This is a genomic window from Niastella sp. OAS944, from assembly GCA_024809215.1.
Classification (GTDB): Bacteria; Bacteroidota; Bacteroidia; order Chitinophagales; family Chitinophagaceae; genus Niastella.
In genome coordinates this window covers 21261-48156 of sequence record JANUBW010000004.1, presented here as the reverse complement: position 1 = coordinate 48156, position 26896 = coordinate 21261, and the positions used below count along the sequence as shown (strand labels likewise).

Here is a 26896-nt window from a genome sequence, read left to right as displayed (position 1 = left end):
TTCGTTTTATGCGCTGTATTCCATTAATTGTCTTACTGCATTTTGAACTTTCATCCTGTACTTTCTAATTTCTACCGGCAGCTCATCTGTTTCAATATCATAACTGTCAATTGAGATCGTTCTGTGAAAGTCTTTTGTTTTAATTTCCAGTATAAATTTGTCTTCGTTTTTATTATCTGTTGTATAAAACCCACTCCAGTTTTGTTTTAATAAGTCGAATGGGATCTCATATTGCAGTTCTTTTGCGATGTTGAACTTTTCCTTTGATAGTTCCGGTCCTTCAAACAAATAACCCAGGCGGCTGTGTCTTTGCGAATGCCAGGTTTCACTATTATAAATAAATAGTTTGTCGTTGGTTAATTTAAAAATATTATAAGGGCCGTAATTGTCACTTGAAAAGAAGCCAAAGATCAAATATTCGGGGTTAATATTATTTATGCTTGAATGTATTCCATATAACAAAGCATTTTTATTGCGGTTCTTGTCTTTATTTTCCTTTTCATAATGGGAAAAGAATACAACTTTATCAATCTCTATTGAATCAATTTGGTTGTTCCTTACCAGGTTATGTATTTGCAGGGCTATGTTATTTTCGCTAATGGTATATATTCCTCCGCTCCAACGGTGATTTCCCAAAGTCATACTCCAGGCATTCTCTGTTTCATTTTGTTCCTGTGAATAACTCAAATAAGCGCCCGGGTCACTTGGCGAAGGGTAGTAGCCGTCATACAATGCAAATGGAACTTTGTGAGTTCTCAATATTTTCAGCAGTGCAATTATGTTTTCAAATGAGGTGTCGTTTGCTATTTTAATTACTTTCGAAGTAATGTCAATGCCTTTAAGCTGAGAAATTTCAGTTTCAAAGTTTTTATCGCTATTTCTCATCATATTTTGTTTCTTTAGTTGGCCTGGTAAATTTTATTCTTTTACCAGCCCAGGCAGCCAGGTTACCAGTTGAATCCATGAACGAAAATTCTACTTCATACTCTTTACTGTCTTCGAAATTAAAAGCACCTGCGCACATCCCGTGCCCTACGTTTATTTTGTTGCCATCAGGTTCTATGTAATAGGTCGTTTCCTTTCCCGTTTTTAAATTCTTTACTGTTGTCTTAATAATTATCTCTGATTTGTCTTTGGCCGGGTTGCTAAAAACAACATGGATCGATGGGCCGCACCCGAAATGTGTAAGGGTCTTTTTTAGTTCTGTTGGTTTTGATGAAAGTTCCGGTTGTTCAATATCATTTCCTGCAATCACTTTGTATGTAAACGACTCAGGTTTGTGAGTTGTGTAATTGTATTTTACGAAACTTTCATCTTGCGGTAAACTATCAATATACATTGTATATTCAAGGTCAGCTTCTAATGCTGTTTCAGGTCGTAATACTGCTTGTGTTAATTCAAATTCTCCTACAAGAATTTCAACTACTAACAGCTTTATCTTTTTTTCTCCGCTTTTTAAGTAAACGTCGTATTTCTTGTTAAGGCCTACAATTACATTTTGACTGTTTGCGTAACCCTCAAGAATGAAAATTGAGTTTTGTCTTATAGTTTGTCCTTTGGGAAATACGTCGAGGCTATTCATTGCACAATCGGCATAAGCTAATGCTGTCAGAAATAGCCCGGCTATTATTGTCAGGAGTTGTTTCATAGGGCTGAAGTTCTTTTACATGTATGGCTTCATCTCATCTTCAATATCCTGTCTTAGCGCCATTAACTTTTTGGCATAATTCTCCATCTCTTTTGCAGCTGGTGTTTCTGGCACCCATTTAGGCACAGGTACTGTTTTGCCATTATCATCCACTGCAGCAAATACCATCACACAGTGTGTGGTTTTTATTCTGTCTTTCCGGCGCGGGTTACCGGCCTGTACATTAATGGCAATATGCATACTGGTGTTTCCGGTATAAATAACAGTAGCGGTAATTTCAACTATATCTCCTATTGAAATGGGTTTGAAGAAACGGATACCGCCTACGTATATAGTTACACAGTATTGCCCGCTCCAATTGGCAGCACAGGCATAACCTGCCTGGTCGATCCATTTCATTACGGCGCCTCCATGTACTTTTCCGCCGAAGTTAACATCTGATGGCTCCGCCAGAAAGCGGAGCGTTACGGTATTGCTGATTGTTTCACTCATTAATGATCAGTTTTATGGCAGGCAAAAGTAAAACTCTTCTTCGTTGTTTTAAAATTGACAAATGTAGAGGCGTGTGGCAAAATGCCGATCATATTGAACGTAGAGCTGCTTCTTTTATTTTTGGTGGTTGTTGTTTATTTGTCATGATGCCTCATTGGAACTACTATTAATTGGTCGGTGAGGCAATTCCAGATATTTAGATAGTTTTTAGAGACAACATTGTGTTGTTTCCATTTAGTGAATTTTTCGTATAGCATTAATGTACAAATGTCGGTTGCAGTTATAAAATCGCCCGTTTCGGGAAGATGAGTATGCACAGCCCCTTCAATTGTCTTGCCTTCCTGCTCTTTGCCGCCATAGCTCACCGAAATAATGTTTTTATGTAACTGTTTCTTGCCGGAGAGGCTGTTGTTATTATCAAACGTGAGTAAATAATCATTACCAAAAATTACAACGCCGGTTTGCTGTGGCCCAGTCAATACATATACTTTCTTTTCGCCACCATTTATTAGGGGTATTAGGTTGAAATTGGTGTTTTTGTAACGCTTAAATAATGTGTCGGAGTTTATTTCAGCCAAAGCAATTTTTCTAATGGCATACAGATCAACTTCTGCTGAAGTTAATTCTCTTTGGGTTAAGTCGGTCTTTGCAGTTCTGGTATTGTACGTGCTGTCAAAAGAAATGGTGCCTAATACTTTCGGGTTATCGGCTTTTGAAAAGAAAATACATTTTTCAGTCCCGTTGTCAGAATACGAGAAGTAACCACCCACGTTCGCCATGTCTTTGTAGCGTTCTACAAACAGGTCGGTGCCATACCAGGAGGCCATTTCTGACCGGTAAAGTCTTTTCCCTTCTGCCACAATTGGTTTGGCCAGCTCTGTAGGGTTGTCCTGTGCGAAAATGTGGGGGGTAATGAGTGTTAGTAAAGCAAAAAGCGTTCTTTTCATCGTTTAGGTTTGTTTTAAGGGTGTTGGTTTACGAAAATATCAAAAAAGAAGGACTCCTTTGTCTTTGGACTGACTTACTTCTTCCGCTGTTCATTAACGGCCTCAATATTGTACGAAAGAAAGCGGTTCAATATTGCATCGCCTTTTCCCTTACCTAACGTACCGGTATATGCTTTTACTATGGTGCTAATGACGAGGACCGGGTTATCTCTAAAGATAATATGCCCGCAACCGTAAGCGGTAATGCCCTGGCGGTTGGGCTGGGCATCGGCAAATTGTTTGTGGCAGGCTTTCCATCGCACACCACCGGCCGAATCCGGGAACGGCGCTACATTGCCCGCAACCAGATCGATCACTGGCACGGTGGCCGGGAACGGCGATTGTTTCATAAGCTCCACGGTGTTTGCTAAACTGAGGCCTGCGTAATAATCGGCCCAGTTGTTAGTTGGCTTATTCTTTGCCCAATGGTCTTTTCTCAATTTCATAACGCTATCAACATAAGTATCCTGAAACCAGCAAACATGATTGGCATCGATCAACACGGCAGCTTTTACCTTTTCTACATGCCGGGCTGCATACAGCGTTGCGCAAAAGCCACCGTAGGAATGGCCTACCAGCATTATGTTCCTGCCATAACCCAATTTTTTCAGTCCTGTTTCCAGTCCCTGAATACCTTGTAGAATTCCATGATTGGCCAGGTCGCGATTGCTTGTGTCCAGTTCGCTTTTCCCAAAACCGGCGCGGTCATACGTAATAAGTGTTGCATTGGTAATATCAGCTATTGGCTTTAAAATAGTATCCCAAATACTCACATCGGCTCCGGCCCCGCCTTCAAACAAGATCGGCATTCCGCTTCCTTTTATAATATGAAAATGGAGCCGGTAACCGCCAACATCTATTAAGGTATCAACAGGCTGACAGCTGCCGGAATTAGCCATTAAAACAAAAAAGGTACAGATGACAAGGATAAATTTTTTCATGATTTTGAGGATGTGAATCATATTTGATGCATAATCACCTGGAATCCATAAATAGAAATGGCTATCTTTGAGGGCATCAAAAAATAAACAACGTTTAATAAATTAAACATCATGAGCAGTTCTGTTTCGCATAATGTATATTTTGATGGAAAAGTTCAAAGCCTTGGTATCCTTACAGAGAAAGGTAAGGCAACCGTAGGAGTAATGAAACCGGGAACGTATGTATTTAATACCTCGTCACATGAAATTATGGAAATTGTTTCGGGTGTACTGCGTGCAAAGCTGAGCGGCGGCGAATGGCTTAGTTACAAAAAAGGTGATGCTTTTGAAGTAGCGGCAAATTCGTCATTTGAAGTAAAGTGTGATGCAGATGTAGCTTATATCTGTTATTATAATTAGAATATTAAGTATATAAAGCACAAAAAGGCCGGAGATCTTCTTCGGCTTTTTTATTTCACTAAAGTAGTGTAGCTCAGATATTTATATACATTTTCTGTAAACTTCTTAATCGTTATAGCTAAACACATAATTTTATTCTACTTTTGAACTGCTACAAATCTCAAACTAACGATTACTAAGGTTCAATCTTAATCTTGCCAAGTATGATGAGGACCTCTGATAATGATCTGCTTATGCTTATAAGCGAAGGTGACCGGCAGGCCTTTCGTGAATTGTATCTGTATTATACTCCCATACTATATCCCTTTATTAAAAGTTTGTGCAATGATGATGCGTTGTGTGAAGACATCGTACAGGAAGTATTTGTTAAACTGTGGGAAAACAGACAAAAGCTGGTAAACATACAACAGGTTAAACCGTATTTATTTAAAGCTGCCAAAAACAGGTTTCTGAACGAATTAAGAAAACAGCAAAACGAACTGACCTTTATAAAGAACAGTTCTCATAAGGAAATTGAAACCGAAACACCTGAACAGCAATTGACCTTTAAGGAAGGTATGCGTTTGGGCGATGAAGCCCTCTCCAGGCTATCGCCGCAAAAAAGGATCATCGTTACATTGAGTACCCGCGAAAACTTAAGTCTCGATGAGATCTCACAACGGGTAGGCTCCTCCAAAAATGTAGTGAAGAAACTATTGTACCAGGGCCTGGCTACCATGAGAAAATACGAGTTCATTAAATATCTTAAGAACTGGCTTTTTTAAAAAAATCTTTTTACGGTGGGGTCCTTTTTCCCGACTTGCGTGTCTTACCCGCGATATGGACCAAAATACATTTGAGGATTTTCTTAAGAAGGTAGCACAGCAAACACATACGCCTGCTGAATTAAATGAATTTCTTACCTGGCTGAAGGCCCTCCCCAGGGAGCAGGCTGCCGAAGCCCTGGATAAATATGAACAGGCTTTTGGCGCCCCGGCCGGCATTGACAGCGAAACGCTCAGGCGCATTTCAGCAGGTATTGAAAGCCGTTTAGGCGCTCCTCAGGAGGTTCCCATCATTTCCTCAAAACGCACGCCTTTAGTCTTCTATGTAAGAATAGCCGCCATTTTTATTGTGGTGGCATCGTTGGCGTTTTTCTTACTGTTTCAAAACCATTCAAAGAACAATGCCAAACAACCCGGTTATGCAACGGCAACCATTGTTCCTGGTAAAAACCAGGCCGTACTAAAACTGGGCGGCGGTAGATCTATTCTGCTCGAAGAGGTGGCCGATGGAGATATTACAATGGATAATAACGCCACCGGTTTTACGAAAAAAAGCGGTTTGCTGGTGGCAAAGGGAACTGTTAATACTCCCAACAATACCGACGAAATAAATGTGCTGGAAACACCTAAGGGCGGACAGTACCAAATAGCATTACCCGATGGCACAAAAGTTTGGTTGAATGCATCTACCCGCCTGTACTTCCCAACTGTTTTTAAACCGGGCGAAAGAAAGGTAACACTTTCGGGTGAAGCTTATTTTGAAGTGAAACACGATGCCAGTAATCCTTTTATCGTGGAAACATCTACAGGCGCCTTATTACGGGTGCTGGGTACCAGTTTCAACGTAAACGCCTACCAGGAAGATGCACACGAAACTACTACACTATTAACAGGCAGTTTGCAGGTTACCCGTAACCAGTCGCAAGTGCTGTTAAAGCCTGGTCAACAGGCTACTGTAAGCACACATAAAATTGAGGATGTACAGGAGGTGGAAACCAGTTACGCCGTAGCCTGGAAAGAAGGCTACTTTATGTTTAACCGGGAACCTATTAAAGCGGTAATGGCAAAAGTAGCTCGCTGGTATGATGTAGATATAGTGTATGATGGCCCGGTTACGGAAACCCGCTTTTGGGGTACTGTATCCCGCTTTTCTAAGGTAAGTGATGTGTTAAAGATGCTGGAGGCTACCAACCGGGTTCATTTTACTATTGAAGGAAGAAAGATCTATGTAAAAAAATAACTAAACAGTATTAATAAAAAAGGACCGGTGTGCAGCGAACACACCAGCCCTTAAAGTACTGTTTTTTGAATCAAGCGTTTCTTTAACTCAATTAAAAAACTATGCAAATCTATGATTTTACATTCAGGTATTAAGTCTGTATTTAACAGCATTAAAAACCTGCGTAAACCACTCATTACGATGAAGCTGCTATTCTTTCTGATGTTTGCCACTATGATGCAGGTAAATGCAAACACTTTTGCCCAGAGCATTTCATTGAAAGGCCGCAACATTTCCATCGAGCGTGTTTTTCTGGAGATCAGGAAACAGGCAGGTTTGGCAGTATTATGTGAAACTGAGGTGCTTGAAAATATTAAACCGCTAACGGTTAATTTCAACAACGCGCCGGTGAGTGATGTACTGGCGTTTTGCCTGAAGCAAACACCCTATACTTATCAGCTGGAGAAAAACAGTATTGTTATTAAAACCATCACTACTGCGCCGCCTGCGCAAACACAGCGTAAGGTAATTACAGGTAAGGTGGTCGACGAACAGGGCACAGCACTGCAGGGCGTAAATGTACGGGCCAGTAATGGCACCGGTACTATTACGGAAGCCGACGGTAGTTTCAGCCTGTCGGTGCCCGATGAAGTAACCACTTTTACGTTCAGCTATGTAGGTTACCAGTCAAGGACCGTTGCGTTGGGCGCCCAAACGATATTGAATATTACGCTGAACAAAATGCCGGTTAATTTAAATGAAGTAGTGATCATTGGATATGGCACAAAAAGAAGGGCCGATCTTACCGGTGCCGTAGATCAAATAAAGGCAGCGCAAATTGAAGGCCGCCCTGTTGGTAATGTAATGCAGGCATTGCAGGGCTTGTCGCCCAGCCTGGTTATTCAGCAGCGCAATATGAACCCCAACAATAATTCGATGAACCTCAATTTGCGGGGCATCAGTACGTTTGGTAATAACTCGCCATTGCTGGTTATAGATGGGGTTATAAGTAATGATGTGAGCGATATGAATAACCTGAACCCTAATGATATTGAAGATATTTCCATTCTGAAAGACGCCGGTAGTGCAGCCATTTATGGATCGCGTTCGGCCAATGGCGTTATACTTATTTCAACAAAGAAAGGTAAACAGGGCATGAAGCCCGTAGTTAGCTTCACAGGCCTGGTGGGCTCACAGGACCCACAGATCCTGATCAAGCCGCTAAAGGGTTATCAAAATGCGCTGCTGCGAAATGATTCCTATATCAATACCGGCGCTGCGCCCATTTACTCACCTGAACAAATACGACAATTCGCTAAAGGTGATAGTGAGTATTTCCTGAAAGGCATTTTAAAGAACGGGTTGCAACAAAATTATAACCTCAGCCTGCAGGGTGGGGCATCAAATACCAGCTACATGATCTCGCTGGGGTATTACAATCAGCAGAGTAATTTCAAAGGCCCCGATTTTGGGTTGAAACGGTATAACCTTCGTTCAAATGTTACCACCCAGGTTGGCCGGTTAAAGCTGGCTGCCATACTTTGGTATAACAGGTCTGAAGGAAATGCATTTCAGGGTGATGAGGGATTTCTTATTGCCAATTCATCGCGGCTGCCGGCGTACAATAATTATATCTTAAAAGACAGTGCTGGACGTTATTATAATAATGACGTGCTTACCAATGGAAATCCTTTGGCCGAACTGGAACATGGCGGTTATACAAAGACCATTAACGATAATTTTCAGGGAAGTTTGAATGGCGAGCTCAGGCTGTTCGATGGGTTAAAAGCAAAAGGACTGGTTGGTTTGGATGTTCGTCCCGAAAACAGGTTGATCCGGCGCTTCTATTGGCCCGTTTACAATTTGTCGGGCGACACAACGCCTGTTAATTCCGGCTCATCGAAAGATTACCATATAGAAGATTTCAGCGCCAATGCAACGCTGTTGAACGTGCAGGCCATGCTCGACTATAATAAAACTTTTGCCGGGCGGCACAACGTTACTGCACTGGCAGGTTTTTCAAATGAATCGTACAGGCAAAAACGTCAGGAATTAAAAAAGCGGTTTGTTGATCCCGTATTAGGTATTCCTATCAATGGCACTATCATTGATGAGAACAGCTATAATACAGTTGGTGGCACTACCGAAAGAAGCATCTATTCCTATTTCGGAAGATTGGGTTATGCTTATGCCGATAAGTATTATGCAGAAGCAAGTTTCCGCTACGACGGTTCTTCCAAATTTGCCAAAAATAACCGCTGGGGATTTTTCCCTTCTGTATCAGCGGGCTGGCGTATAAGCGAAGAGAACTTCTTTGATTTTTGGAAGAACGAAATAGGTGATCTGAAGATAAGGGGTACTTATGGCAAACTGGGTAATCAGAATATTGATGACTACCAAACCTTTACTACCTACGAGATCTTCATCAACCAATATGGCTTTAACAACGTTGCGGTACCCGGCACGGGTTATACCTTTGGTAACCCCGAGCTGAAATGGGAAACAACCACTTCTTATAACCTGGGTGCCGACGCTACTTTCTTAAAAGGAAGCCTGAAAGTAGGGTTCGACTATTTTCATAAGATCACCGAAGGCATTCTGTTAAAACCTCAAACACCTATGGTGCTGGGTGGTGCAGTACCCAAAGCCAATCTGGGCGAAATGAAGAACCAGGGCTGGGAGTTGACACTGAATTATTCGCTTCGTCATAGCGACTTCAGTCATTCATTTGGGCTTAATATAGCCGATTCATGGAATGAGGTCACTAAGTTTGAAGGATATGAACAAATAAGCAAGGCCGATGAAATTGAACGCATCGTAAGGGTGGGCCTGCCTTTGTTTAGTTATTACGGTTATAAAACCGATGGCCTTTTTCAGAACGACGATGACGCCAAAAGCGCAGCCCTTCCTGTTGGCTTTTCGCCCAAACCCGGCGATGTGAAATACAAAGACCGCAATGGCGATGGCATTATCAATGATAACGACCGTTATGTATTGGGACATGCTTTTCCTCGGCTCACCTTTGGCTTCAACTATGTGTTTCAATGGAAAGGACTTGAACTGAACATGCTGTGGCAGGGTGTTGGTAAACGTGATATGGCCCTGCGCGGAGAAACCATTGAACCCTTCCACGGCGGCTATTCGTTTGTTATGTTCGAGCACCAGCTCAACTACTGGACGCCTGCAAATCCCGATGCCAGATGGCCGCGGTTAACCGCACCGGGTACTGCATCTACCATCAATAACTATGGCAAAGGTTCTAATTTTAACATCTTTAACGGCGCCTATGCACGGTTGAAGAATATCCAGCTTGGCTATACGCTGCCAAAAGGCCTTACATCAAAGCTCGGTATTAATAAACTGCACGTTTTTATAAACGGGCAAAATCTCATAACGCTTAGTAAAATTGATTTTGTTGACCCCGAGTCTACAGAGTTCGATAACAAATTGGAAGCCAGCGGCGCCAACAGCGCCCGCAATTATCCACGCCTTAAATATATAGGAGGAGGGGTACATGTGGAATTTTAAAACACATCAAGTGAAAACAGGAATTATGAAAATGAAATTAATCATACCGTTGATGGTGCTGCTGCTGAGCGCATGTGTGAAACTGGATGTAGTACCTACCAATAAGTTCACCGATGAAACCTACTGGACCACGGAAGATAAAGCCAATTCGGTTTTGAGCATGGCCTACCGGCAAATGTTCACCAGCGATTATTTCATGCTGAATGAAATATTAAGCGATAACGTGTATAACGGCTACGGAACCACTAATGAAAAGGTAATTTCGCTGGGACTGGCCGATGCATCGAACGAACGTTTTGCCAGTGAATGGAAAGCCTGTTATGAAGGTATAAAAACCTGTCACACCTTTTTGGCCAATATTGACCGGGTAACCACCATAAGCAATGAGCTGAAGGAAAAGCGAAAGGCTGAAATACGTTTTATCCGTGCATCGCTTTACTTTGAGCTCACCACCTGGTATGGCGATGTGCCGCATTTTACGCAGGACATCAACCTTACTGAATCGAAAGGTGTTGAGCGTAAACCGCAGGCCGAAATAATGGCCTGGATACACCAGGAACTTGATGAAGCGGCTGCTGTTTTACCTAAACGCGAAGATTATAAGGCTGCAGATAATGGCCGCATTACCAGTGGCGCCGCCATTGCATTGAATGCCCGCGCTTATTTGTATGAAAGCAATTGGGCCAAAGTGGCCGAGTATTGCGGTAAGCTCATCAATAGTACTACCTATGGTACCTATAGTTTATTCAACAACTATGAGCAATTGTTTTGGGTGAAGAATGAATACAATCCCGAGATCATTTTAAGTCTGCAGTATGTACCTGTAAACCGCACCTGGCCCAACCTGCGCGACTACGCGCCTATGAGTGCCGCTGCCCGGCTTTGCCTGGCCGGCCCCACCCAGGAGCTGGTAAATAGTTACCTGATGAAGAACGGTAAAAAATGGACAGCTGCCGACCCTGATTATGCGGGCCGCGATCCCCGCATGGGTGCTACCATTGTATACGATGGTTCTACGTGGATCGATAGAAAGGGTAACACTTATACCATCTTTATTCACCCCGATGGCCCTGCGTCGCCCGATAAATATAACGGGGCCGGTACGCTGCAAACGCCAACCGGATATTACTATCGCAAATTATGCGATCCCGATCCGGCAGCGTATACAGGCGGTGGTTGGGAGTCGAGCCTGAACCTGCCATTGATCCGTTTTGCCGATGTGTTGCTGATGTATGCCGAGGCCAAAAACGAATTGAATGAAATGAACAGCACCGTTTGGGACCAAACGATAAAGAAGTTACGGCAACGCGCCGGTTTTGATAATACGCCTGAGGCCATGGACCTGCCCGGTAACGACCAGGCTGTATTACGCGATGTAATACGCAATGAACGCCGTGTAGAGCTGGCGCTGGAAGGTTTGCGCATCTTTGATATCCGCCGTTGGAAAACAGCTGAAACACTGCTGCCCCAGGAACGGCATGGCGCCAAATTCGATAAGATCAATGGCAGTTACAATTATATAAAACTCCCTGCCGGCAGCTTTAACCGTAACCGCGACTATTTATGGGCCATTCCAAGAGCAGAACGGCTGCTTAACGAAAAACTCACTCAAAACGATGGCTATTAATTTTTAACTAACACACAATGAAAAAAAACAAATTATCAATAGTTTTCTTTATCCTGGCCTTTGCAGCCTTCGCCGGTTGCCACAAGGATGATAACGATTTCAAAGAAGTAAAAGTAACTGAAGTAAGCACCCTGTATGCGCCCGATGATGGGCGTAATGTAAAACTGCAGAGTGGTGGTTCGGCCACTTTATATTTCGAGTGGGAAAAGGCGGTAGCTGAAGACAATGGCGTGGTTTATTACGATGTGCTGTTTGATAAACCCAATGGCGATTTTTCAAGCCCGTTGTTTGTAGTGGCAGCCGATAACAACGGTACCAGTACGGGGTCGAGTATTACGCATAAGGTTTTGAACAATATCGGTAAGCTGGCTGGTATAGCATCTGGTGAAGAAGGAAAGCTGAAATGGACGATAGCTTCTTCAAGAGGGCTGACAAGACTGGTTTCTCAAAAAGTACGGACCATTAATATTACCAGAACTACTGGGATCGATGCACCCGATGCATTGTTCCTTACCGGTGAGGGAACAGAAGGCGGCGCTAACCTGGCGCAGGCATTAACGGTTAAAGCGCTGTCTGGAAATAATGAATTCGAAATATATACAAAGCTGGTAGCGGGTAAAAAGTATTCCTTTGTTGATTCTAAGACAAGCGTGTCAAGAACATTTTCGGTAAATACCAACGGCACTACATTTAAAGAATCGGCAGATGGCGCTACCGTAGCTAAAGACGGTATCTATAAGATCAACCTCGATTTTAGTACCGCATCTGTTTCTATAACAGAGATCACTAAACTTGATTTTATCATGTGTACACCCGAAAAAAGGGAAACGCTAACCTACCAGGGCAAAGGCGTTTGGCGGGTGAATGACATTGTTCCTGACTTTACCACAAAATGGCCCGACGACCGGTATTTCTTCTGGATAACCATTGGCGGAACGGAGCAAAAATTAGGCAGCGCCAACAAAGACAATCAGCCGCCGGCAAGTACTACAGGGGCGTTTTTCTATGTGAATTTTTATCCTACAGATAAAAACCCATGGGATTATTCGTTCAAATTCCCGAACCGTACCGTAAAGAAATGCAGCATTACTGTTACGTTTAGTGCCGATGCTGCCAATTATACCCATGAAGTTATATACTAACGTAGTAATTCTGAATTTTTGCGTACCGGTTTTAACTAACAGTTACAAGTTACAGGTTTCATGTTACAGGGTAATACAAATTCACTCCTTGATTGCTGAATCTGACGACTTCCCTTGCAACCTGTAACCTGAAACACCCAGATATCAGATGTTCAACAAACAAAATGAAAATGCTGAAATTAATATTCATTACCGGTGCATGGTGTATGCTTGCATGCGGTAAAATAAACGATGTATACATCGATAAGAGCACAAAATTCAATATCGACTGGAGCGCTGCCGCAGACAGCAGCAGCACAAGCTTTGTAAATGTTTACTGGAACTCAACCAAGCACCATTTTAATAACGACAATTTTGGTACCGTGAACCAGTTCGATTACTGGCCCGAAGCTCATGGGCTCGATGTGCTGGTAGATGCCTATACCCGTACAAAAGGCAATCTTTATAAAGATAAGATCAACGATTTTTATGAAGGCGTAAAAGCAAAAAATGGCAATAGCTTTTACAATAATTATTACGACGATATGGGGTGGCATGGTATGGCGCACCTGCGTGCGTTTGAAGCCACAGGCGATGCCCGCTATGAGGCCTCGGCCAAACAATTATGGCAATGGATAGTTACCGGGTGGAACGATTTTGATGGGGGCGGCATTGCCTGGAACCATGAAAATACAGATGCGGGCAAAAGCAAGGGTATTCCGTCGAATGGCCCGGCAGCTATTATAGCGGCGCGCAGATGGCAAAAGTATGGCGCAGCAGAAGTGGTTAACGGGCTCAACGATCTGCAGTGGTTAGATAAAATTTACAACTGGATGAAGGAAAACCGCGTGGTACAACAATCGGGTCGCGTATATGAAAAGATCGCCGATCCCAAAGGTGACTGGACGTATAACGCCGGTACCTATATGGGCGCCGCATTGGAGTATTACAACATTACAGGGAATAAGGTATATTTAAATGATGCTATTAAAACTGCCGACTGGACAACCAGCACATTGGTAAACTCTAATAACAAAGTGTTGAGCGATTGGGCAGAACAGCAGGACCATGACGTTAACCTGTTCAAAGGTATTTTTGTACGTTATCTTACTTTGTTGATCATGCATAAAGACCTGCCTGAAGCCAACAGGAAAAAATACATTTATTTTCTAAAGAACAGCGCCGAAATACTATGGACAACCGGTGTTGTAAAAAGCCCCGTAGTTTTGTTTGGTTATCATTGGTGGCAGGCGCCGGTTGAAACAAAAGTAGCTTTACGAACGCAGCTAAGCGCCTGTATGTTGATGGAAGCGCTGGCTAAGCTGAGAGCAGCAGGTTATGTAGAATAGATGATTAAATAAATTTCCGCATCATGAGCCTTCCCGATGTATCGGGAGGGCTTTTTTATATGGTCTTTCAACGTATGAATTATTGTATATTTAAGAACCATCGGATCAAATCTGCGCTTACGCCACCTCGCCACTGCATATCATCAGGTGTTGGCTCCTGAATAGTTAAAGACTCACTTAATGGCTCGTAATCTGAATGATCGTATGAAGACCATATCGCTTTGATCTCTTCAAAGTATTTACTAATAATTTCTTCTGCACTCGATTTAGTAAAATAAGGCCCGGTCATAAGTAAAAACGCCGTTAGGTCATATATCAATTCTTTATTCTTTAGCTTATGGGCCTCACGCACCAGGCATAACCCCAGTTCAAATACGTTCATTATTTCTACTGTTCCTTCATCTTTTCTTAGTGGCGAGCCATAGTCGATATAGATCAGGCCCGATTCCTTTTCCCAATAAGCTACCATCTCGTTCTCTTCACTCCAATCTTCTTTTATATCGCGGTAAATGTATTCAATATGGTCTTTTTGAATAAGCTCTTCAAAGAACGCCTCATTCCCTGGGTAGTGGGGATATGCTGTGTAAGGGATCGTTTTTGTATATCCCGTTTTGAGCAAAACATCCATTACCCTGAAATTGGTAAACGAGCAGTCAAACTGCTTTTGTAAAGCATACAGGTTGCCAATGAGTTTAATTTTTTTCTCGTTCGTTTCTTCTGTTTCGCCTACCAGGTTGATACTATTTTCTATTAAAGCTTCAATTTCCCACATTGACATAGTTAAGGTATTTGTTTTCAGATGCAAAGATAGTTGTGCTGTTTACACTTGCAACTGCTAATTTTAACTTAAGTTAAAATTAAATCGAATGTAAATGCTGAACTTTGTAACGTTTTTCTATTTATAAAACCGGTGCGTCATGACAGAAAAAGATGAAATAATAGCCAACCATTTACGAAAGTTTGCAGCATTGACCGATAAGGATATTGCTGAAAGCCTGGCGTTCTGGAAACCACGTAAGATTGCTAAAGGTGATTTCTTTAATATGCAAAGCATGGTGTGCAACGACCTGGGCCTGGTGGTGAAAGGTATTTTTCGCATATATTATAGCGACCCAAAGACCTCCACCGAAAAGAATCTGTTCTTTTTTTCAGAAAACCAGTTCGTGGTTTCTTTCAGAAGCTTTATTTCGCAAAATCCCTGCTGGTATTATATTGAGGCAATGGAGGATTCGGAAGTGGTTTTTATTTCCTACCAAAACCTCAACAGTTTGTATGAAAGAAATGCGAACTGGGGAAAATTCGGCCGGTTACTGGCGGAATTATTTTTTTCCTATGCACAATCACGAACCGAGGAATTTATGTTCTTTTCTCATGAGGAACGGTACCTCAGGCTTTTGGAAGAGCATCCCAATATCGTTGAACGAATACCGGCTTATCATATTTCTTCATTTTTGGGCATTACCAATCCATCGTTAAGCCGCATCAGAAAACGAATTAAAAAATAGCAGCTGTTAAAAAGGCAATAGAGAAATACGAAACTCGCCAAATGGTGTTGCTTTGTTTGTATTCATGATGGATGCATCTTTGTAATTATCACCTTTGGCAATAATAGAGGCCGAAGCGATCGTGTTAATTCCTCCGCTAATACCCAGCATTACATATTTGCCTATAAGATATTCAAACCCCGGTCCGGTTTTGAACTCAATGGTATTGTAACTAAAATGCTCAGGCAGCGATGGGTTGTTTGGCTCATAAAACGAAGTAAAAGTATTGAACGTACTTCCAAGGTATACCCAGGCGTTTTTTAACAAGGTTTGTTTCAGCATTACGCCCTGTGGCAGATCTGCTATTAAATGCAATCCGCTGTAATTTAGCCGCTGGTAATAGTTCACAATGGGCAATACCGGGAATGGAGCAGAAGGATCAATTTGCAATAACGCCCCCAAAGAAAGAGAAGCCCCTGCCGTATATTTAACCGGGAAGGCGATGCTGCCATTGAAGTTGAATCGTTTTATGCTTTTCAATTCATCTGTAATGGCGGTTACAACTGCAGCATAAACAACGGGTGTATGAAAAATGGCATCGGTCCTTGAAAAATTGAGCGACAACCCAACTGTACTTTTGGAAAAATTACTTTTCTCTGGTAGTGTTCCCGGTAACTGACCTTTTACCTCGCTAAATTTAAAGAACTGGTAGTTGTGATAAACGGTTGCACTGAAGGCATTGCCGTTCCATTGCGTTATGGGTATTGTATAAAAGGAACTGATTCGCGCGGTCTGGCTTTTACCGCTGGCAAAAGCTTTTCCATCTATATCTTCGGAATCGAATTGGCCTGAGCCAAAAACATTCACCGTTACCGAACCCTGGCGAAGAGAAGGGTAACGAATGGCCTGTTCCTGTCTTTCGCTTCTAAGTGTATCTGCGGTATGCAGACTGGCCATGTTGAACATATTTTGCGCATAAGCGCCGGCGCTGCATAAAAGCAGGGCGGGTACAACGATCTTATATTTCATGGTAAGTATTACTTCTTTTTTACATCCTGTTCAAAGTTGAGTGAAATGGCATTCATGCAAAAACGCTTATGGGTAGGTGGTGGCCCGTCGTCAAAAATGTGGCCGAGATGGGAATCGCAACGACCGCATAATACTTCCGTGCGGTGCATGTTATACGAATCATCTGGCTGATAGCGAACGGAAGTTTTTCTAACCGGCTCATAGAAGCTGGGCCAGCCGCAGGTGCTGGCAAATTTGGTATCGGACCTGAACAACATATTACCACAAACAGCACAATAGTAGGTGCCCCTGATTGTGCTTTTCCAATATTTTCCGGTGAACGGGCGCTCAGTGTCTTTTTCCCTGGCTACCGCATACAGATCGGCTGAAAGAATCTTTTTCCATTCTGTATTGCTTACCTGCAACCTGGTAGTATCTGTATTGGAATACCAGGGATTGTGCGCGTGGTCATTGGCCGATCTTTCATTTTGTGCGAAGCTGCCTGCTGTGATCAGCAGCAGCAAAACGGTATATGTAATAGTCTTTTTCATTATGGCTTCAAATGTCAGTAAAAATGGTAAGCAGAATTTTCACTTAAGTTAAATTCTGCCTTAATTGCCTTAATATTGTGGTTATGGATAAACCAGAATCCTTATTGTCATTTTATCGTAATCAGTTAGGCAATCCCGTTCTGAATCGTGAAGACCAGGAGCCGTTTAGAGTTTTTGATTTCGACGATTGTTTAACAGAAACCGATGTGCAATACCGGCGAAGGGATTTTTTCAAAATAGCCCTGATGGAAGGGGAGCACCTGTATCACTATGCTGATAAAACCATGCAGGTGTCGGGATCTACATTAATGTTTTTCAGTCCCGATGTGCCTTATAAGTTTGAAGTTTTGAGTGAACAGGCAGGCGGCATGTTCTGCATTTTCAGGGAACAGTTTTTCACCGACCGGTACAAAGGTAATATTCGTGATCTGCCTATGTTTAGCCTGGGGTGCAAGCCTGGTTATGTTTTAGATAACGGCCAGCATAAGGATGTTCTGCAGTTATTTAAAAAAATGAAGTCGGAAATGCAGTCCGACTATGCTTTCAAGCTTGATCTTGTTCGCAATTATGTTGCAGAGGTTATCCATTATGCATTGAAGTTACAACCATCTGAAACTTTGTTACAAAATATAGATGCGAATGCGCGCATCACATCTATATTTAAAGAGTTACTGGAACGGCAATTTCCAATAGAGACCAGCAACCGGCGTTTTAAATTGCGTTCGCCAAATGATTTCGCCAAACATATGTCGGTTCACGTTAATCATTTGAACCGGGCCCTGAAACTAACCACTGGTAAAACCACTACTGAGCACATCGCCCAGCGTTTAGCAGACGAGGCCAAAGTTTTACTAAAGCATAGTAACTGGAATATTTCTGAGATCAGTTATGTGCTGGGTTTTGAAGATGCTGCTAATTTCAATCATTTCTTTAAAAAGCACACTGCTGTAAGTCCCTCGTCTTTTAGGTCCTGAGCTGTTATATGTTGATTTTTCATAATTGTTTGATTTGCACAAGTACCTGTTTGAACGGCACAAAAATGCTGTTGCCGGCCTGTCTAACTTTGAGTCATCAAATCAAACGACACAAACTTAGAAATTATGAAAAAGACAATTTTGATCACAGGCGCCAGCAGCGGTATAGGTAAAGCAACAGCTATTCTGTTTCAGCAAAAAGGTTGGAATGTTATTGCAACCATGAGGAAGCCCGAAGAAGAAAAGGAATTAACAGCCCTTGAGAATGTTTTAGTAACCCGCCTTGACGTTACCGATGTAAACTCCATTACAAAGGCAGTAGCCCTGGGTATAGAGAAATTTGGAAAGATAGATGTTCTGTTAAACAATGCCGGATACGGCGCTTATGGTCCATTAGAAGCCACACCACTAGAGAAAATTGAACGACAATTCGGCACAAATGTGATCGGGCTCTTGAATACAACCAAAGCTGTTCTTCCTCATTTCCGCGAAAACAAAAGTGGCGTCATCATTAATATTTCATCTATTGGCGGAAAAATAACTTTCCCACTGGGTACACTTTATCACGGAACAAAATTCGCTGTGGAAGGACTTTCTGAAGCGCTGCATTATGAAATGAAGACCATAGGGGTGCGGGTGAAGATCGTTGAGCCAGGTATGGTGATGACAGATTTTGGCGGCCGCTCCTTCGACTTCAGTAACAATGAAAGCCTAACTGAATACCAAAAGCTGGTTCAGGATGTTTTTACCTGGTTTGGAAGCATTCAATCAGGTTCGCCCGCATCTGCAATTGGGGAAGTGATCTATACTGCAGCAACCGATAACAGCGATCAACTTCGGTACGCGGCAGGCAAAGATGCCGAAATGCTTCTTGCCAAACGCCATGCTGAAGATGATGCCACTTTTATTAATGACATTAGAACTCAAATCGTAAAACTGGCAGTGCAGTAGGTGAGCACAACTACGGCCAGGCCTTCTCTTTATCTTCATCTTCTTCATTGCCCGCTGTATTATCGACAAGTTTTGCAACAGCTGCAGAGGCCAATCCGCCTATCAAATACAATCCTATGGTCATGATCTTTGTACCTAATGTTTTATTACTTGATTCTTCTGGTAACCCCAGTGTTTTGGGTAGAACAACAGCAGAGATTCCTGCAGCCAGCCCTAATAAAGCGCCGCACAGCCATGCTCTTTTTTTACCGCCTGCTGCTGCCAGGCTAAAATATGCAGTATCGCAAAGGAGCTCACCGCCTACTGCCCACCGTTGCAGTTCAGATTCATTTGGCACCTTTTTGTTCATGCTTACTAAACCTTTTCGTAACAGGTCAATATCAAGCTGGTCCATACGAGGTGCATTGGGGCTTATTCTCCTCATTGCCTCATGCAGGGAGGCTACTGTAATGGTTCCGGCTAATCCACCGGCTAATGCAGATGAAACCTTCATAGTAAATGATTTTTCCAACAGTGCCTGAAAAAGTTATACCATGTACAAAGGTGAAACTTTGTTCCTTCCCTAATGCTGCAAAATTAACTTCATTGCCAATGCTTGTATTGGGTCTTTTCCTGTAAGCATATCTTCAATTGATGGAAGTAACGGATAAACGGGCATCACGCCATGACCATCATTACGGTCTGCAATGATGCGGTAGGTAATGGTGGCGATCTCCGCTTTTATTTTTGTATTGGGCAGTACCAGTTCCGTGGGTTCACCACTTATGATATGTGCATTGCCACCTGTTTCTTCGCCAATAAAAACAGCCCTGCGATCTCTTCTAAGACAGGCGCAAACGATGGCTGTAACAGAAAAGCTGCCGCCATTGGTCAGTACAATTAGTTTTCCATTAAAGTGCATTGCTTTGGGTTGAATAATTTTTGCTTCATCTCCATCGAGCAGAAAGCGGGTGGGGGATTTTATCAGGTAGGCTAACAACGATCGTCCGGGTTCAAAATGTCCGCCCTGGTTATCGCGAAGGTCAAGGATCAGGTTGCTGATCTTTTGACGATGGATGTATTTAAATATGCTATCATACACCTGCTTGTAATTCTGCTGGTATTTTGATCCCAGTATGTCAGAATTAAACGTTTTTATTTTAAGGATGGCAGCATTGCTTTCTTTTTTCTCTGTGAGAACAATGCCTTTTTCATCATTGGCAGCAGGATATCGTATTTGTTTGAAGTACCGTATGCTGTCCTTTGGCAACGCGTTAATTTGTTGTGTGCGTACCGTGCCCGTGCTGTCTTTAAGCTCTACAATGTGCGTAGCACGTTGATCAAAAATAAAGCTGTAGTACGACGAGAAATAATGATTGAATATCCAAACAGGGTAGGTGTGGTTATTGCCATCCCTGGTCATTCGAACCAGTAATTGTTGTGCAATGGAAGATGCGCTTGTGCCGTTGATGCTCAGGATCTCTGTTCCCGGTTTTAGCGTACTGTCTGACGAATGGTTTTCGGCAATGTAAAGTTTGCCATTTGTAAAATTGGCAAGAAACGGCAGGTGCCTGCCGCTTTTATTGTAAAAGGCCATGGCCGAATCGCCCGGTAAAAACATCGTGTGTCCGTTCCTGATTTTTTCATGAAGCAGCGTTAAAAGCCTGAAGAACGCCTGCTCAGTCATGGGACCTGTAATGGCATTATTCAGGCTATTAAAGAACCGGGTTAAAGCGGGCTTTGTAATATAACGGTATAGGCCAGCGTGTTTTGTTTCCAGGTTTTTTTGAATGAAACGTAGGTCGGCTTTCAGTGCCTCCTGCGAATATAACAGGGCCGGGTCATAAGGTAATGTTTGGGTATGGCCGGTGTTTGCAAGGAATAGAAGTAGAGCCGAAATGACAAATACACGGAAAATGGTTTTCAAGGCCTTGGTTTTTATGAGGGATACAGTTTACCGTTTGAAGATAGTAAAATGCCGGGCAGGCAGGGAAGGTGTGTTATATATTTATTTAATTTTAAGTTATGATCAACTGTTCGTTCCTGCCTGTGTTTTATGAATACCACCTCAGTATTAAAGAAGGTAAACCTCTGCCTGCCTTTACTGACTATGACACTACTGAGGAAATTTGGCTTGGTTTTTATGGGCTGGGAAAATTTGAGACCTACCAGTTTATCTATACCCAATGTAAAAGCTTTACCCATTTACAGGAATGGATGATTGGCCTGAAAGGCGAAAATAGTATTCAGGATTCTGCTGCTGCTTTTGCGCAATGGGCAAATCATAAGACGGCCAGTGTTGACTATACAAACGAACTTTCATCTATACTTACCGAAGCCCAATGGCAGCACTGGCGCCAACAGGGATATATAGTAGTGAGCGGGTTGGTGAGCGAGCCGTTGTGCGATGCCGTTTGTGAATTGATCTGTATGCAACTAGGCGTTGATCTTTTGGCGCCGCAAACCTGGTATAACAGTCACCCCAACTGGCATGGTCTTATGCTGCAATTGTACCAGCACGAAAGCATATATGCAATAAAAACGTTGCCGGCCATTCGTCAGTTATTTGCCGAATTATATGGTACCACTAATTTGGTTGCCAATACCGAAAAGGTGAGTTTTAACCCGCCGGAAACGGCCGACTGGAAGTTCCGCCATAATATACTTCACTGGGATATTGATTTTGAAAAAGAAGACCGGTTCTATATTCAGGGGCTGGTTTACCTTAACGATGTGCCCGAAGACCGTGGGCCTTTAACGGTAGTGCCTGGTTTTAATCATCAGTTTGAAGCCTGGATAAAAGCGTATTCCAACCCCAACGATGCGCAGCAGGAAATGCAAAACACATTTACCGGCACGCCCGTATCTGGTAAAAAAGGCGATGTAGTACTTTGGATGCAAACCCTGCCACACGCCGCCAGCGCCAATCATTCGCACCTGCCCAGGTTCGTACAATATGTTAGTTTTTCAAAATTGTAAGAGATAGCCAAAGCATAATATAGAAACGTTTAAATGTATACGTAAGATGTGCGCAGCTTGACAATTTTGCCGTTTATAAATACGGTTAAACTAAATTGTTATGTTGCTTGAAGTGAATGGTACAATCGTTATATTTAGGTATAACAATACCATAAACCAATAAACCATCTTGCTATGGACACTTCATCAGCTATCCTTCCTGGCATTGAGCACGTTGTTGTGGTTATGTTCGAGAACCGCTCTTTCGATAATATGTTGGGCGGGCTGTATCCCGAAAAAACACAACAAGGCACTTTTAACGGCGTAAAGCCGGGTATGAACAATAACGAAGACCCCTACGGCCCACCTATTGCACTTGTAGAGGTATGGCAGGCGCCCACCAATACCGATGCCATGATAATGCCTTACCCCGATCCCGGCGAGTTGTTCGAGGATATGAACCAACAAATATTTGCTCCCAACAAACCGCCGGTTACCGGCCCCGGCGAACCTACCATGGGTGGTTTCGTATATAATTATATGCATCAGGAGGTACAAATTGATGGGCCCGCACCCCGCGGTGCCGATATTATGCAATATTATAAACCAGGCATCGCCGGTAATTTACCAGTGATGACCGCCCTGGCCCAGGCCTATGGCGTTTCTGACGCTTATCATGCATCCGGACCGGTGCAAACCCTGGTAAACCGCATCTTCGCTCATTCGGGTCAGCCATCTACTTATACTAATGATAAAGGGCAGTTGGTAAACTGTATTGATAATAGCACTGTAACCCGCGGGCAAACTGATCCCCTGGGCACCGTGGATGTTCCTACGGTTTTTAACCTGCTCGATGATAAGTTTGGCGCCAACAGTATCAACTGGAAGATATATTATAACGATCTGCCACTGTCTACCCTTATCACCTATGTTTATAACAATTGGCACTGGATAGAAAGTGGTGGCAATGTGTATCATTATGATAATAATTTTGCCAGCGATGTAGCAAACGATACGCTGCCGCCGTATTCATTTATTGAGCCGCGTTATACCAATATGGCCGATGATACAATTTGTCAACAGGGGGCATCTTATCAGCCCACCAGCTATCATCCCGGTGGCGCCTGTCCGCAGTGGGACCCCAACGCCGATGATAAACCACCAGCCGTAAGCGTTTGTTTTGGCGAACAGTACCTGGCCGATATATACAATACCCTGGCATCGAACCCCGATGTGTTTAAGAAAACATTACTTATTGTAACCTTCGATGAACATGGCGGTTTATACGATCATGCACATCCGCCAGGCGCCAAGCCGCCCATAAATAATGTGGCCAATTTCGATTATTCGCGTTATGGGGTGCGGGTACCGGCCATCTTCATTAATCCATATATAAAACCAGGTAGCATCTTCCGCGCCCAGGGCCCATACCCTTATGATCATACGTCAATTATAAGTACACTTTGTAAACAATTCGGGTTGGCCGGGCCGCTTACTAACCGCGATGGCGTTGCGCCTGCCTTTGAGGGTATCATAAATTCTACCACGCCAAGTCCCAAAATTAATTTACAACCGCATACCTGTCAGGTGCCGCCGAAAAGCGAAAGAGGGGTACAGCTTGCCAATGGTACCGATCCCAACAGCGTGTATAGTGTTATTCTTAATGGAATGAAGCAGGCCTGGTTAAAAAAGCAGGAGGCTTTGGCGAAAAAATAATATAAAAAGCGGGCGCCACCATTGAAGTGACGCCCGCTTAATTTTTTGCTGAATACCTAAACAGTATTACCTGTTCAGGTCCATTATTTGTTTTACACTGTCTGTGTTGTCCCAGTAGTAAGTAGTTGTTGTAAGGTGGTTGCTGGTCCAGTTGCTGATAGCAAACAACTGATCATCCATCATAATGGTTGAATCGTTATGAATATGCCAGTTGAGCGTATCTCTTTCTGGTGTACTGGCGTTTATACTGGTATACACCTTGCCATTGTCTCTGAATTCTATTGTAAACAGTCCTGAAGGAATTGTTAGGTTGTAGGTAGTATCGCTGTATTTACCGGTAGTGGTGTTTTTATTCACCTCAACTTCCTTTGTAATGTTCCAAATGCCCAGCATTCTTTTTGAAGGGGAATTATCATCCTTGTCTTTACCGCAGCCATATAACAGGCCTGCCGCAACTATGGCACAAATGCAAAAGGATGGAAGAAATGGTTTTTTCATAATATGATGTCGGTTTTGAGTTCAATATTAGTGATTTTCCTTGTTAACTAATCAATTCAATAAACGTTAACCTTCCTATTTTTATCTTCAGACCGGCGGCTAAACCAATTACTTTGTTAACATCGGTTATTTTCTCATTGTTGATATACACACCGCCACCAGTTATCAATCTGCGCAAATTGCTTTTACTATTATCTTTTTTAAGTGCACAACATAAATCGAGCAATGCTACTTCTGTTGCGTTCAATAGCAGCGATTGTTTTGAAACAGGTTTAAATTCCATTTCCTCAAAATTCTTTGGCTGGAACTGGGTAGCGAAAAATGCCGCAGCAGCTGCTGCGCTTTGTTCATCATGGTATTGTGCTACAATATTGGTTGCTACCTCTTTCTTGATGTGCATGGGGTTATTGCCCGCTGTAAGCTGTTGTAATAATTGCGCCTTTTCTTCCACCGTAAAGCTGGTAGTAAGTTCAATAAATTCCGGCAACAGCGCATCGGGAATAGACATGGTTTTGCCAAACATGGCCGATGGTTCATCGGTAAGCCCAATGATGTTGTTTAGCGATTTGCTCATTTTTTCATTGCCATCTAACCCCTTCAGTAAGGGCATACACATCACTACCTGCGGCGCCTTGCCATGTGCTTCCTGCAGCTGACGTCCCATTGTGCAGTTGAACAATTGATCGGTTCCGCCCATTTCTATATCGGCATCAATTTGTAAGGAGTCGAACCCCTGTAATATCGGGTACATCAATTCATGCAGGGCAATAGGCATATTCGCCATAAAGCGTTTATTGAAATCGTTCCGTTGTAACAGTTGTGCAACGGTGACCTTTGAAAGCAGTTCAAGTATAGCATTAAAGCCAAGGCCGCCCAGCCATTCATCATTAAAACGAACTTCGCATTTTGTTGGGTCAATTACTTTACCCAGTTGTTTAATGTAAGTGGCTGCATTTGCCATAACCGCTTCTTTACTTAATGGCTTGCGGCTTTTGTTCTTGCCCGTGGGGTCGCCAATTTGTGCGGTAAAGCTGCCTACGATAATCACTATACGATGGCCGGCATCCTGAAACTGACGCAGTTTTCGCAGCACTACCGCATGCCCCAGGTGCAGGTCGGGCGCGGTAGGGTCGAAGCCAAGTTTAATTACCAATGGGCGGTTCTCTTGCCGGGCCTGCAACAGTTTATGGGCCAGCCCGTTCTCAGGCAGTATCCTGTCTACGCCTGCCGATAGTTGTTCTAGTGTTGTCATTGGGATAAAATAAAAAAGCCCCCCGATGTATCGGGGGGCCTCAGTTAATATTTATGATTTATGATTATCAATAATTATTAAGGACATAGCTTCCCCGCTTCATTATTGAATAATAATAAGTTGAGATGAAAGGAAGACGCAATATGTTCTTTAAGAATTTCATGTTTCAATAAAAGTAAGCAATTTTTCCAGAAATATTTGCGCAGTTAAATGGCTGCGTGTATATTTGCAGTCAAATAACTGCATAATGGAACTAAGAAGAGATGTTTTTCAGGCCATAGCCGATCCCACCCGCAGGGCGATCATTGCTTTGGTTGCTTTTCAGGCCATGACGCCTACAGCCATAGCTGAGAACTTTGACTCGTCGCGGCAAACCATATCCAAACACATTCAAATTCTTACCGAATGCGAACTGCTAACGCAGGAGCAAAGCGGGCGCGAAATACTTTATCACTTCAATCCTAAAAAGATGAAAGAAATAGCCGATTTTATTGAGCCGTTCCGTGAATTATGGGACGAGCGTTTTAACAAGCTGGAAGCGATCATGAAAAAGTACAAACCCAAAAAATAATCAACCATGGAACGTAAGACAAAAGTTCATGCCAACAACGGCCAGCATGATATTACTATTACAAGGGAATTTGAGCTGCCGGTTGAATTACTGTTCAGGGCGCACGTAGAGCCCGAGATCTTTGAGGAGTGGATGACACACGAGTATGGCAAAACGAAGGTGCTGAAAATGGAAACCCACAAACACGGCGGTTTTAATTTTCAAACTACCGATGCCAAGGGCAATGTGGTATTCAGCGCCAACGGCACCATTCATGATCTGGTTCCCAACGAAAAGATCACGCGCACATTTGAAATGGAGAACACCCCATTTGATGTTACGCTCGAGTTCCTTCAATTTGAATCGCTTACTGAAGATACCAGCAAACTCACCATGCATATTATTTACAAAACGGTCGATTTGCGCGATCAACATCTGAAGATGCCTTTTGAATGGGGCATGAACATGGCGCATAACCGTTTGCAGGAAATTGTAAGTAAACTAAAATAACAATACTTTGAAAAAGAAAAACAAGATCATTTACTGGATAGCCACCCTTTGGCTTTCGTTGGGTATGACGGCCACCGGACTGGTTCAAATATCAAAAGGTACAGGCGAAGGTGTTTTTGGCGCTAACCTTGGTTACCCCGCCTATTTTTTAATGTTATTGGGTGTTTGGAAAATTTTAGGCGTTATTGCGATACTTCTTCCTAAATTTCCATTACAAAAGGAATGGGCATATGCCGGCTTTTTCTTTATCATGTCGGGCGCTATCTTTTCGCACCTTGCCATGGGCAGCCCGGTAGTTGAACTTTTTCCTGCGTTGCTCTTGCTGGTACTAACCGTAATATCGTATTATTACCGTCCCGCCGATAGAAAACTCGTTTCTGTTAAACTTTAA

At 42.9% G+C, this 26896-nt stretch carries 27 protein-coding genes; 15 read left to right on the top strand and 12 right to left on the bottom strand.

Going from position 1 to position 26896, the window contains the following annotated elements:
* Positions 1-6 precede the first annotated feature (6 nt).
* The 5 genes from GGD38_RS18620 to GGD38_RS18600 all read right to left on the bottom strand — a co-directional run bounded on the left by GGD38_RS18620 (position 7) and on the right by GGD38_RS18600 (position 4067).
* A complete protein-coding gene (locus GGD38_RS18620) occupies positions 7-888 on the bottom strand; it encodes a hypothetical protein (protein WP_375301891.1) in 882 nt (293 codons plus the stop codon).
* Positions 875-1648, bottom strand: a complete 774-nt coding sequence (locus tag GGD38_RS18615; protein WP_375301890.1) for a hypothetical protein — start codon at positions 1646-1648, stop codon at positions 875-877. Before GGD38_RS18615 ends, GGD38_RS18620 begins: the two co-directional genes overlap by 14 nt.
* 15 nt (positions 1649-1663) lie before the next feature.
* Positions 1664-2140 (bottom strand): acyl-CoA thioesterase, encoded by a 477-nt coding sequence (locus tag GGD38_RS18610; RefSeq protein WP_375301889.1) that lies wholly within the window; start codon positions 2138-2140, stop codon positions 1664-1666.
* Between the two features lie 134 nt (positions 2141-2274).
* Complete coding sequence (locus GGD38_RS18605; protein WP_375301888.1) at positions 2275-3087, bottom strand: hypothetical protein; 813 nt, start codon at positions 3085-3087, stop codon at positions 2275-2277.
* A gap of 74 nt (positions 3088-3161) precedes the next feature.
* Entirely contained in the window at positions 3162-4067 is a 906-nt protein-coding gene (locus GGD38_RS18600) for an alpha/beta fold hydrolase (protein ID WP_375301887.1), read from the bottom strand.
* A gap of 111 nt (positions 4068-4178) precedes the next feature.
* Here GGD38_RS18600 and GGD38_RS18595 point away from each other — a divergent pair, with 111 nt between their 5' ends.
* The 7 genes from GGD38_RS18595 (at position 4179) to GGD38_RS18565 (ending at position 14074) form a co-directional block, all read left to right on the top strand.
* Positions 4179-4466, top strand: a complete 288-nt coding sequence (locus GGD38_RS18595; protein ID WP_375301886.1) for a pyrimidine/purine nucleoside phosphorylase — start codon at positions 4179-4181, stop codon at positions 4464-4466.
* Positions 4467-4669: 203 nt separating this feature from the next.
* A complete protein-coding gene (locus tag GGD38_RS18590; protein ID WP_375301885.1) occupies positions 4670-5230 on the top strand; it encodes an RNA polymerase sigma factor in 561 nt (186 codons plus the stop codon).
* 55 nt (positions 5231-5285) lie between these two features.
* Entirely contained in the window at positions 5286-6470 is a 1185-nt protein-coding gene (locus GGD38_RS18585) for a FecR family protein (protein ID WP_375301884.1), read from the top strand.
* 111 nt (positions 6471-6581) lie between these two features.
* A complete protein-coding gene (locus GGD38_RS18580) occupies positions 6582-9977 on the top strand; it encodes a TonB-dependent receptor (RefSeq protein ID WP_375301883.1) in 3396 nt (1131 codons plus the stop codon).
* A 25-nt stretch (positions 9978-10002) separates the two neighbouring features.
* Positions 10003-11604, top strand: coding sequence for a RagB/SusD family nutrient uptake outer membrane protein (locus GGD38_RS18575; protein WP_375301882.1), 1602 nt, complete (start codon positions 10003-10005; stop codon positions 11602-11604).
* A 17-nt stretch (positions 11605-11621) separates the two neighbouring features.
* On the top strand, positions 11622-12746 hold the full coding sequence (locus GGD38_RS18570; RefSeq protein WP_375301881.1) for a SusE domain-containing protein: 1125 nt from the start codon (positions 11622-11624) through the stop codon (positions 12744-12746).
* Positions 12747-12916: 170 nt separating this feature from the next.
* Positions 12917-14074, top strand: a complete 1158-nt coding sequence (locus tag GGD38_RS18565) for a glycoside hydrolase family 76 protein (RefSeq protein ID WP_375301880.1) — start codon at positions 12917-12919, stop codon at positions 14072-14074.
* 79 nt (positions 14075-14153) lie between these two features.
* Here GGD38_RS18565 and GGD38_RS18560 read toward each other — a convergent pair whose 3' ends face one another.
* A complete protein-coding gene (locus tag GGD38_RS18560) occupies positions 14154-14852 on the bottom strand; it encodes a hypothetical protein (protein ID WP_375301879.1) in 699 nt (232 codons plus the stop codon).
* A gap of 139 nt (positions 14853-14991) precedes the next feature.
* On the opposite strand from GGD38_RS18560, the gene GGD38_RS18555 reads away from it, so the two are divergent.
* On the top strand, positions 14992-15579 hold the full coding sequence (locus GGD38_RS18555; RefSeq protein WP_375301878.1) for a Crp/Fnr family transcriptional regulator: 588 nt from the start codon (positions 14992-14994) through the stop codon (positions 15577-15579).
* Positions 15580-15585: 6 nt separating this feature from the next.
* On the opposite strand, the gene GGD38_RS18550 is transcribed toward GGD38_RS18555, so the two are convergent.
* Both GGD38_RS18550 and msrB read right to left on the bottom strand, forming a co-directional pair.
* A complete protein-coding gene (locus GGD38_RS18550) occupies positions 15586-16587 on the bottom strand; it encodes a hypothetical protein (protein WP_375301877.1) in 1002 nt (333 codons plus the stop codon).
* 8 nt (positions 16588-16595) lie between these two features.
* On the bottom strand, positions 16596-17117 hold the full coding sequence (gene msrB / locus GGD38_RS18545) for a peptide-methionine (R)-S-oxide reductase MsrB (protein ID WP_375301876.1): 522 nt from the start codon (positions 17115-17117) through the stop codon (positions 16596-16598).
* A gap of 83 nt (positions 17118-17200) precedes the next feature.
* On the opposite strand from msrB, the gene GGD38_RS18540 reads away from it, so the two are divergent.
* Together GGD38_RS18540 and GGD38_RS18535 are read left to right on the top strand one after the other, a co-directional pair.
* Complete coding sequence (locus GGD38_RS18540) at positions 17201-18091, top strand: helix-turn-helix domain-containing protein (RefSeq protein ID WP_375301875.1); 891 nt, start codon at positions 17201-17203, stop codon at positions 18089-18091.
* 126 nt (positions 18092-18217) lie between these two features.
* On the top strand, positions 18218-19042 hold the full coding sequence (locus GGD38_RS18535; RefSeq protein ID WP_375301874.1) for an SDR family oxidoreductase: 825 nt from the start codon (positions 18218-18220) through the stop codon (positions 19040-19042).
* A 10-nt stretch (positions 19043-19052) separates the two neighbouring features.
* Here the strand turns inward: GGD38_RS18535 and GGD38_RS18530 are convergent, their stop codons facing one another.
* On the bottom strand, positions 19053-19535 hold the full coding sequence (locus GGD38_RS18530; RefSeq protein WP_375301873.1) for a hypothetical protein: 483 nt from the start codon (positions 19533-19535) through the stop codon (positions 19053-19055).
* A gap of 69 nt (positions 19536-19604) precedes the next feature.
* Complete coding sequence (locus tag GGD38_RS18525) at positions 19605-20948, bottom strand: S41 family peptidase (protein WP_375301872.1); 1344 nt, start codon at positions 20946-20948, stop codon at positions 19605-19607.
* 98 nt (positions 20949-21046) lie between these two features.
* On the opposite strand from GGD38_RS18525, the gene GGD38_RS18520 reads away from it, so the two are divergent.
* Positions 21047-22000: a phytanoyl-CoA dioxygenase family protein gene (locus GGD38_RS18520; RefSeq protein WP_375301871.1), complete on the top strand. Its 954-nt coding sequence runs from the start codon at positions 21047-21049 to the stop codon at positions 21998-22000.
* 174 nt (positions 22001-22174) lie between these two features.
* Positions 22175-23695, top strand: a complete 1521-nt coding sequence (locus GGD38_RS18515; protein WP_375301870.1) for an alkaline phosphatase family protein — start codon at positions 22175-22177, stop codon at positions 23693-23695.
* A gap of 66 nt (positions 23696-23761) precedes the next feature.
* On the opposite strand, the gene GGD38_RS18510 is transcribed toward GGD38_RS18515, so the two are convergent.
* Together GGD38_RS18510 and tyrS are read right to left on the bottom strand one after the other, a co-directional pair.
* Positions 23762-24193, bottom strand: coding sequence for a hypothetical protein (locus GGD38_RS18510; RefSeq protein ID WP_375301869.1), 432 nt, complete (start codon positions 24191-24193; stop codon positions 23762-23764).
* A 43-nt stretch (positions 24194-24236) separates the two neighbouring features.
* Positions 24237-25445, bottom strand: coding sequence for a tyrosine--tRNA ligase (gene tyrS / locus GGD38_RS18505; RefSeq protein WP_375301868.1), 1209 nt, complete (start codon positions 25443-25445; stop codon positions 24237-24239).
* A 247-nt stretch (positions 25446-25692) separates the two neighbouring features.
* Here tyrS and GGD38_RS18500 point away from each other — a divergent pair, with 247 nt between their 5' ends.
* From GGD38_RS18500 to GGD38_RS18490, 3 genes are read left to right on the top strand one after another with little or no spacing between them, the layout of a single operon-like run.
* Positions 25693-26016 carry an ArsR/SmtB family transcription factor gene (locus GGD38_RS18500; RefSeq protein WP_375301867.1) on the top strand — a complete coding sequence of 108 codons (324 nt, stop codon included), beginning with the start codon at positions 25693-25695 and terminating at the stop codon, positions 26014-26016.
* Between the two features lie 6 nt (positions 26017-26022).
* The gene (locus GGD38_RS18495; RefSeq protein ID WP_375301866.1) at positions 26023-26505 is read left to right on the top strand and encodes an SRPBCC domain-containing protein; all 483 of its coding nucleotides are present in this window, start codon (positions 26023-26025) and stop codon (positions 26503-26505) included.
* A 7-nt stretch (positions 26506-26512) separates the two neighbouring features.
* Positions 26513-26896: a DoxX family protein gene (locus GGD38_RS18490; RefSeq protein WP_375301865.1), complete on the top strand. Its 384-nt coding sequence runs from the start codon at positions 26513-26515 to the stop codon at positions 26894-26896.